A 7,396-nucleotide genomic window follows, 5' to 3' on the forward strand; every position below is an offset into this window, starting at 1 on the left:
ATACCAAATCCGATAATTATCTATTCATTCATGCTTGTTAAAATGAATGCTAGCTAGACATAAAACTACGTTTTAGTCTTTGTTATTGATTTGATTCAGAACGTCCTGTTCTTCACCACTTTGTGGCCAGCTAAAGCTGTTCAAAATCGTTTTATACGATTTTATGTAATTAGAACAACTAGTTACTGCAATCAATGCCTTGCTTTCATCCATTTTTCCTACGCCTAAATAGAGCATCTAATTAACGGAATTGGTATTACTACGGGCTGGTTCAGCATGCCTCCCTTTATTGTATCTGCAGTTATCGTCTTGCTGATTTATCTATCTTGAGGTAGTTTGGGTATAAAACGATGCAATGCTACTATGCGCTGTGCTGGAACAATGAGATATGGAAATGAATATGAAAAAAGAAACACAGATTGTTTGTTTGGGGCGTGATAAAAAATGGACAAAAGGGGTTATTAATCCACCCGTTTTTCGTGCATCCACAATGTTATTCGAAACCATGGAAGAGATGCATTTTGCTGCAAAAAATAAAACCAATGGTGAAATGTTTTATGGGCGCCGTGGCGGACCAACGCACTTTGCCTTTCAAGCGGCTATTGCTGAGCTTGAAGGCGGTGTCGGTACTGCTTTATACCCTTCCGGTGCAGCAGCCATCAGCAGTTCATTATTGTCTTTCCTGAAAGCGGGTGATCACCTGTTAATGGTGGATAATGCTTACGAGCCGACGCGTGCTTTATGTGATGGTTTACTGGCCGGGTTTGGTATCGAAACCACTTATTATGATCCGTTAATTGGCGCGGGCATTGGTGAGTTAATCCGCCCTAATACTAAAGTATTATTTCTTGAGTCTCCCGGGTCAATCACCATGGAGGTGCAGGACGTACCGACATTAAGCCGTATTGCCCATGAACATAATATGATTGTAATATTGGATAATACCTGGGCCTCTCCTATTAACTCGCGCCCATTTGAGATGGGAGTGGATATATCCATTCAAGCGGCGACTAAATATATTGTCGGTCATTCCGATGTTATGATGGGGACTGCCACCGCCAATGAAAAATATTGGCCAATATTACGCGAGCAGAGCTACTTAATGGGCCAGTGTACTTCTCCCGATGATGTATATTTAGCCAGCCGCGGATTGCGTACTCTCGGGGTGCGTATGGCCCAGCATGAAAAAAATGCATTAACCGTCGCAAACTGGTTAGCGACCCGCCCGGAAGTTGATCACCTTCGCCATCCTGCGTTTGCAAGCTGTCCCGGTCATGAATTCTTTGAGCGTGATTTTAGCGCCAGTAATGGTTTATTTTCATTTGTCTTAAAAGAGGGGAACTTGGAATCTGTTACCGCTTTGGTTGAGAATATGCGTTATTTTAAAATGGGCTTTTCATGGGGAGGCTTTGAAAGTCTTATTTTGGGCGTATTCGGTATCAATAAAATACGCACGGCCACTGACTGGGATGAAAGTAAGCCGTTGATCCGTGTGCATATCGGCCTGGAAAATGTTGATGATCTGATTGCTGACCTGGAAGCCGGATTTGCCAGGATGAATAAAGTATTAGGTGAATAACCCCAGCTATGGATAAGCAAATCGATACAACACCGTTATTTTCGTGTATTTCTGCGTTAAATCATCTCCCAATAGCCAACTATTGCTTCGATGACTTGTCTTGAGCTCCACAAAACTTTAATGTTTTGATATTAACATCAGTTACGATTTTATTATCCAGAACTGATGTTAAATAACAGTACGTTAGCGGTATCAATAGAGCGCCGACAGTAGCAAGAGTGTTTCCGGACCCTTGCTACTATTAACTGCTGCATGAAATGGAAAATAACCAGCTATCGCTCAATCAAATGCGTTGAGCTGATTTTTTTGAGATTAGTTTGGTATTAAATGAATCAGGCGGTTATTTGATAAATACGCTGTATCAACCAACTGCAGATTGTTATATTGGATCAGATGGCGTAACCCGTCGATATAATCCTGTCCACGCTCTGAATATTTGTCCAGTGTGCCGGCTAATTCAAGACCGGTAATATTCTTATCTTTAGCTCGTATTTCAGCCCGTACCCTGCGTAATTTTTGATAAGCATTGCCTGTATTGATATTCAACATGTAAGCTTCAACTGATTCAAGCGGGCTGTCAAAACGGGCCACACCATAATTTCCTAACTCTTTACGCTGCCGTTTAGGTTTCATACCGTTGCCGCTAAAATCCCATTGACCAAAAAAAGCATTGCCCTCTTTTGCAAAACGGGATGTCCCCCAACCGCTTTCCTCTGCGGCTTGCGCCAGCGCAAGGGAAGGGGGCAGAATATCCACTTTTTGCAATAATTTTTTACGCATTGCAGTTGTCAGTATCCCCTTTCTGTTTTTTATCAGACGATATTTAAGCGCAATTTTTTTTAGTTCAGGTGAGTTTAAGGCACTGCTTTTAACTATTTCCCGTTCCCGGAGAATATTTTCATTGGCAATTAAAATAAGCGGTGCCATTAAGCGAAAAAAGAGTGATTTTTTAGTTTTTACGGGGAGGTTTTCAGAAGCAGTTTGCCAGTGCTCACCAACTTCTGCAAAGGTGATACGGGGCAACTCCCGTTGGCCACTTTCCCAACTTTCGCTACTGTACTGGTATTTATCAAATAATGCATTTAATTCGTCCACCGAACTGACGGTTACCTGCAGAGGTGCTTTGCTGATCGGCTGGATATCGGCATGAGACTTTGCTTTTGCTGTTTTGGTCTTTGCGGTTGTGACAGTTTTATCTGGTGTCGAGCAACCGCTTATTATGAGCGAGATGGTTAACGCTAATGCGCATATCATGCGAAATAAGTTGTTTTTCATTTGCTTGTTCCTAAGGATAATGAAATGTAAAACGTGTTCCTGCCTTTCATCCTGCAAACGCTGCCCGAAGGGGGCGGCTAAAAACGTTTTACTCTTTATTGCGAGGTATTTGATTAAAATGCTTTTATTCCGTACGAAAATCAACCACGAAAGATAAACAACCCCTAATTTTTCCTTTATTCGTCTAATAAAAAAACAATTTTAACAGATAGTTATGATCTATGGCAGATTTTTGCATCCGATCATAAGCTGGTGAGATGTCAACACTGACTGATAGCGCGTGATAAAGCTTTAAAGAGGGGGGCTTATAAAGCCGGTTTTTTGAAAGCGTTTGATTTGAGTTGCTGGATCAATAATCCGCTGATAATAAAGATTAAACCGATAATAGTTGCCGGATAAATAGGTTCTTCAATAATGATATTTAGCAGCAATAAAGAAACAAAGGGGGAGATGAAAATCAGGTTACTTATTTTTGCCGTATTTTCAGCATAACGAAGTGCGCTGAGCCAGGCAACAAAAGCAAAACCCATTTCAAATAAACCGATATAAATAGCGCCAACCCAACCTTGCCAGTTCGGCGGCATATTAAAATCACTTATTATTGGCGTTGCGATAAGCACAGCAGGGAAGCCCAGTAAAAAACATAATAACAAAGAGACGATAGGATCGGCGTTGTTTTTGGTATTCAATATCCAGTACATTGCCCATAAAAGGGTGCTAAAAAGTGCCAGAAATACACCCGGAAGGCTAGTGAAATCTAATGCAAAAACATCACCCTTGGTCGCAATAATCAAAGCACCACTGTATGCCAGTAAAATAGCTATGGCATCTTTTGCAGTGAGTTTTTGCCCGAGAAAAGGCACCGCTAAAATACTTAGTGAGATAGCCCAGGTATAGTTTAACGATTGCGCCTGTTGCGCCGGTAAAAGGTCGTATGCCTGGAATAAAATAAGATAATAAAAAAACGGATTAATTAATCCCAGCAGCAGAAAATATAAGGGTTTTTTTACAAAGTAAACTTTTAAAAGGTGTAATTTTTTCTGCTTATGACAGATTCCGGTTAAGGCTAAAATAGTAGTCAGTGTTGCCACCAACAGCATCTGAATTGGAGAAAAATAAGTCAAGGTGACTTTAAATGCACTAGCTACGGTGGACCACATGCTGACTGCGATCAAAGCAAACAAGGTGGCTTTTTTCTGATTTTTTATCATTTGCTATTTTCTCACCCGGCAGAATAACTTTACAAAGTATGTAAGTTATACCAATCTTAGCAATTATCTACTAATTTATACTTGCTAAAATGAAAAAATCGCACCACATATATATGATATGGCGCGACTTTATTCGCAGTGACTTTATGCCATGTTGTTATCTTATTATTACAGAGCCTGCTCTAGTATCTGACGACTCACTGGCAGAGTCACTTCTTGTTTCTCACCCAAAGCGACCATGCCATGGGACTCCAGTTTTGCCATAAGCGTATCAATATCGGAAGCCGTCAGTTCAACATCGGGCAAACGAATCGGCATGCCCATCGTCTGGAAAAACGCTTCGGTCATTTTTATCGCCTGATCAATCTGCTGATCTTCACTGCCTTCCTTTATATGCCACACACGCTGTGCATACTGCAGTAGTTTTGTGCGTTTTGCGTCACGGCGCACTTTCATTACCGCAGGCAGCACGATTGCAAGCGTACGCGCATGGTCAATACCGTATGTCCCTGTCAGCTCATGACCTATCATATGTGTAGACCAGTCTTGTGGCACGCCAGCACCGATTAAACCATTTAATGCCATGGTTGCTGACCACATAATATTTGCGCGTACTTCAAGATCATTTTTGCTTTCGGCAAGTAACGCTTTTGGCCCTTCCTCTATTAGAGTTTGCAATAAACCTTCGGCAAAGCGATCCTGGACTTTACCTTTTACATCGAAAGTCAGGTACTGCTCCATAATATGAATAAATGCATCAACAACACCGTTGCTGATTTGACGATCTGAAAGTGATAAGGTCACCGCCGGATCTAATACTGCAAATTGCGGGCGAACGGCCGGGCTCATAAAGGGTAGCTTGTGACCGTCACGTGTAACCACGGAGCCAATATTTGTTTCAGAGCCGGTTGCCGGTAAGGTTAAAACCACGCCGATCGGTAAAGCCGCTTCAACCTTCTGTTGATCAGTTATAATATCCCAGGGATCATCACCATTATATAATGCCGCTGCGGCAATGAATTTACTGCCGTCAACCACTGAGCCGCCGCCAACTGCGAGTAAATAATCAATATCATGTTGTTTAATGAGGGCTTGTGCTTTCATTAAGGTATCGTAATTCGGATTAGGTTCAATACCGGAAAATTCAAACCATGCGTGGTCTTTTAACGCATTAACAACCTGATCATATACACCATTATTTTTTATTGAACCGCCACCATAAATTACCAGTACCTTTGCACCGGCTGGGATTTCAGAAGCGACAGTACTGATTTGTCCTTCACCAAAATGAATACGTGTTTGATTTTCAAAACTGAAATTTAACATCCGTTTTTCCTTTGTTTTTAAAGCTATTGCTTGTTTATACTAATTTTATTAATCAACAGCTCTATTTAATAGAGCTGTTGATTGGATTAACTAATACCCAAATGAGTCAGCAGTTTTTTGGCAACAAGCTCTGAACTGGCCGGATTTTGCCCGGTAATCAGTAAACCATCCTGCACCGCAAATGCCTGCCAGTCAGCGACTTTTTGGTAGTCTGCACCACGTTTTTTTAATTCATTTTCCAATAAGAAAGGCACTATCTCGGTTAACTGCACGGCAGCTTCTTCACTGTTGCTGAAAGCCGCGACAGCTTTATCTTTAACAACAAATTCACCGGAAGGATCTTTGACATTTAATAATGCTGTTGTGGCATGACAGACGGTGGCAACCGCTTTATTTGTTTGCAAAAATGCCTCTATCAAATGAATAGAATCTGCATTTTCGGTCAAATCCCATAATGGCCCATGGCCACCGGGATAAAACACCGCCGCATAATCTTCAGCTTTGACAGATGCTAAAGGTAAGGTGTTGGCCAGTTGCTGCTGTGCTGCTGAATCATTATCAAAACGTTTTGTCGACTCGGTAACAAAGTCCGCTAATTGACTTTTAGGATCGATAGGGGGCTGGCCGCCACCTGCGGAAGCTAAGGTTATTTCTAGCCCCGCATCTTTAAATACATAATAAGGTGCTGCGAACTCTTCTATCCAGAATCCTGTTTTCTCACCGCTATTACCCAGTTCTGCATGAGATGTTAAAACCATTAATATTTTTTGAGTCATGTTGTTATTCCTCTTAGGTAGAGATGAACACGCTGTGTTGAATTAAGTTACAGAAATAGTATAGGTATTGAGTTTTATTTATACAATGCAGATAAAATGGATATCATTGGTAGAATAATTGATACAATATAGAGCTGTTGACCTTTCGAGATTGTTTTTCAGCGGGGAGTTTATGGATATTTCATTTGAACAATTGAAAAGTATGGTGGTATTCGCGCAGGTGGTTGAGCAGGGAAGTTTAACTGCTGCTGCCAGGCATATTGGTCTATCACGCGCCGTGGTCAGTTACCATATAAAAAAACTTGAAGCTCATTTAGGTATTAAACTGCTTAACCGTTCCACCAGAACCATCAATTTGACTGAGGCGGGAACCTTGTATTACCAGCGTTGCCGTATCATTGCGCAGCAGGCGTCTGCCGCCAATCAGCAGATTGAGAATTTAAAAAGTGAACCTGAAGGGTTGTTAAAGATCACCTGTCCGGTGAACGTCGGGCTGCAGACCATTGTGCCGGCGTTAAATGCATTTCGTAAACTTTATCCGAAAATAAATCTGGATGTGATGCTCAGTGATGAAGTCGTTAATATTATGAAAGAGGGGATCGATTTTGCCATCCGCGGGGCACCCTTACCGGACTCCGGTCTGCAGGCAAAAAAACTCTCTACCTTGCCGACCTGTCTGTGCGGCTCACCGGAATATTTTAATAAACACGGGCGACCGGCAACGCTGGCTGAATTGAGTGAACATCAGTGGGTTATTTACAAACTTGCCTCAAATGTATTAGATCTGAAAAAAGGTAACCGTTCATTTAGTGTGAAATTAAACGGCACTATCAGCACCAACAATGCAGCTGCGCGTACTGCCTTCATTGAAGGAGGGCATGGCATGGGGCGTATTCCAATTTATGATGCCTGGCCAAAAATACGGGCTGGTACACTGGAGCTGGTACTTGAAGATTATAAACTCAATGATATTGATGTTTATGGCGTATTTCCGCCCGGTGGTGCAAAATCTAAAAAGCTCAGATTATTGATTGATTATTTAAAGGAATTTTTCAATAAACATAATATATCAATGCTGGATTAGTACCAAGTTATACCAATTCCGTTAATTAGATGATCTATTTAGGCGTAGGAAAAATGGATGAAAGCAAGGCATTGATTGCAGTAACTAGTTGTTCTAATTACAAAATCAATAACAAAGACTAAAACGTAGTTTTATGTCTAGCTAG

At 41.4% G+C, this 7,396-nt stretch carries 7 protein-coding genes; 2 read left to right on the forward strand and 5 right to left on the reverse strand.

The genetic code is table 11. The features are described 5' to 3' along the window. Window positions 1–72: 72 nt before the first annotated feature. The gene (locus ABZA00_RS15610; RefSeq protein WP_372883081.1) at window positions 73–237 is read right to left on the reverse strand and encodes a hypothetical protein; all 165 of its coding nucleotides are present in this window, start codon (window positions 235–237) and stop codon (window positions 73–75) included. A gap of 163 nt (window positions 238–400) precedes the next feature. Here ABZA00_RS15610 and ABZA00_RS15615 point away from each other — a divergent pair, with 163 nt between their 5' ends. Beyond that, the gene (locus ABZA00_RS15615) at window positions 401–1,579 is read left to right on the forward strand and encodes a cystathionine beta-lyase (RefSeq protein WP_372883082.1); all 1,179 of its coding nucleotides are present in this window, start codon (window positions 401–403) and stop codon (window positions 1,577–1,579) included. A 312-nt stretch (window positions 1,580–1,891) separates the two neighbouring features. Here ABZA00_RS15615 and ABZA00_RS15620 read toward each other — a convergent pair whose 3' ends face one another. The 4 genes from ABZA00_RS15620 to ABZA00_RS15635 form a co-directional block, all read right to left on the reverse strand. Then, a complete protein-coding gene (locus tag ABZA00_RS15620) occupies window positions 1,892–2,854 on the reverse strand; it encodes a glucosaminidase domain-containing protein (protein WP_372883083.1) in 963 nt (320 codons plus the stop codon). 305 nt (window positions 2,855–3,159) lie between these two features. Next, complete coding sequence (locus ABZA00_RS15625) at window positions 3,160–4,062, reverse strand: DMT family transporter (protein ID WP_372883087.1); 903 nt, start codon at window positions 4,060–4,062, stop codon at window positions 3,160–3,162. 171 nt (window positions 4,063–4,233) lie between these two features. Next, window positions 4,234–5,391 carry an iron-containing alcohol dehydrogenase gene (locus ABZA00_RS15630; RefSeq protein ID WP_372883084.1) on the reverse strand — a complete coding sequence of 386 codons (1,158 nt, stop codon included), beginning with the start codon at window positions 5,389–5,391 and terminating at the stop codon, window positions 4,234–4,236. Between the two features lie 86 nt (window positions 5,392–5,477). Continuing rightward, window positions 5,478–6,167 carry a type 1 glutamine amidotransferase domain-containing protein gene (locus tag ABZA00_RS15635; RefSeq protein ID WP_372883085.1) on the reverse strand — a complete coding sequence of 230 codons (690 nt, stop codon included), beginning with the start codon at window positions 6,165–6,167 and terminating at the stop codon, window positions 5,478–5,480. Between the two features lie 172 nt (window positions 6,168–6,339). Here ABZA00_RS15635 and ABZA00_RS15640 point away from each other — a divergent pair, with 172 nt between their 5' ends. Continuing rightward, window positions 6,340–7,251, forward strand: a complete 912-nt coding sequence (locus ABZA00_RS15640; RefSeq protein ID WP_372883086.1) for a LysR family transcriptional regulator — start codon at window positions 6,340–6,342, stop codon at window positions 7,249–7,251. The last annotated feature ends 145 nt before the right edge of the window (window positions 7,252–7,396 follow it).

It is taken from the genome of Psychromonas sp., assembly GCF_041586535.1.
Taxonomy (GTDB): Bacteria; Pseudomonadota; Gammaproteobacteria; order Enterobacterales; family Psychromonadaceae; genus Psychromonas.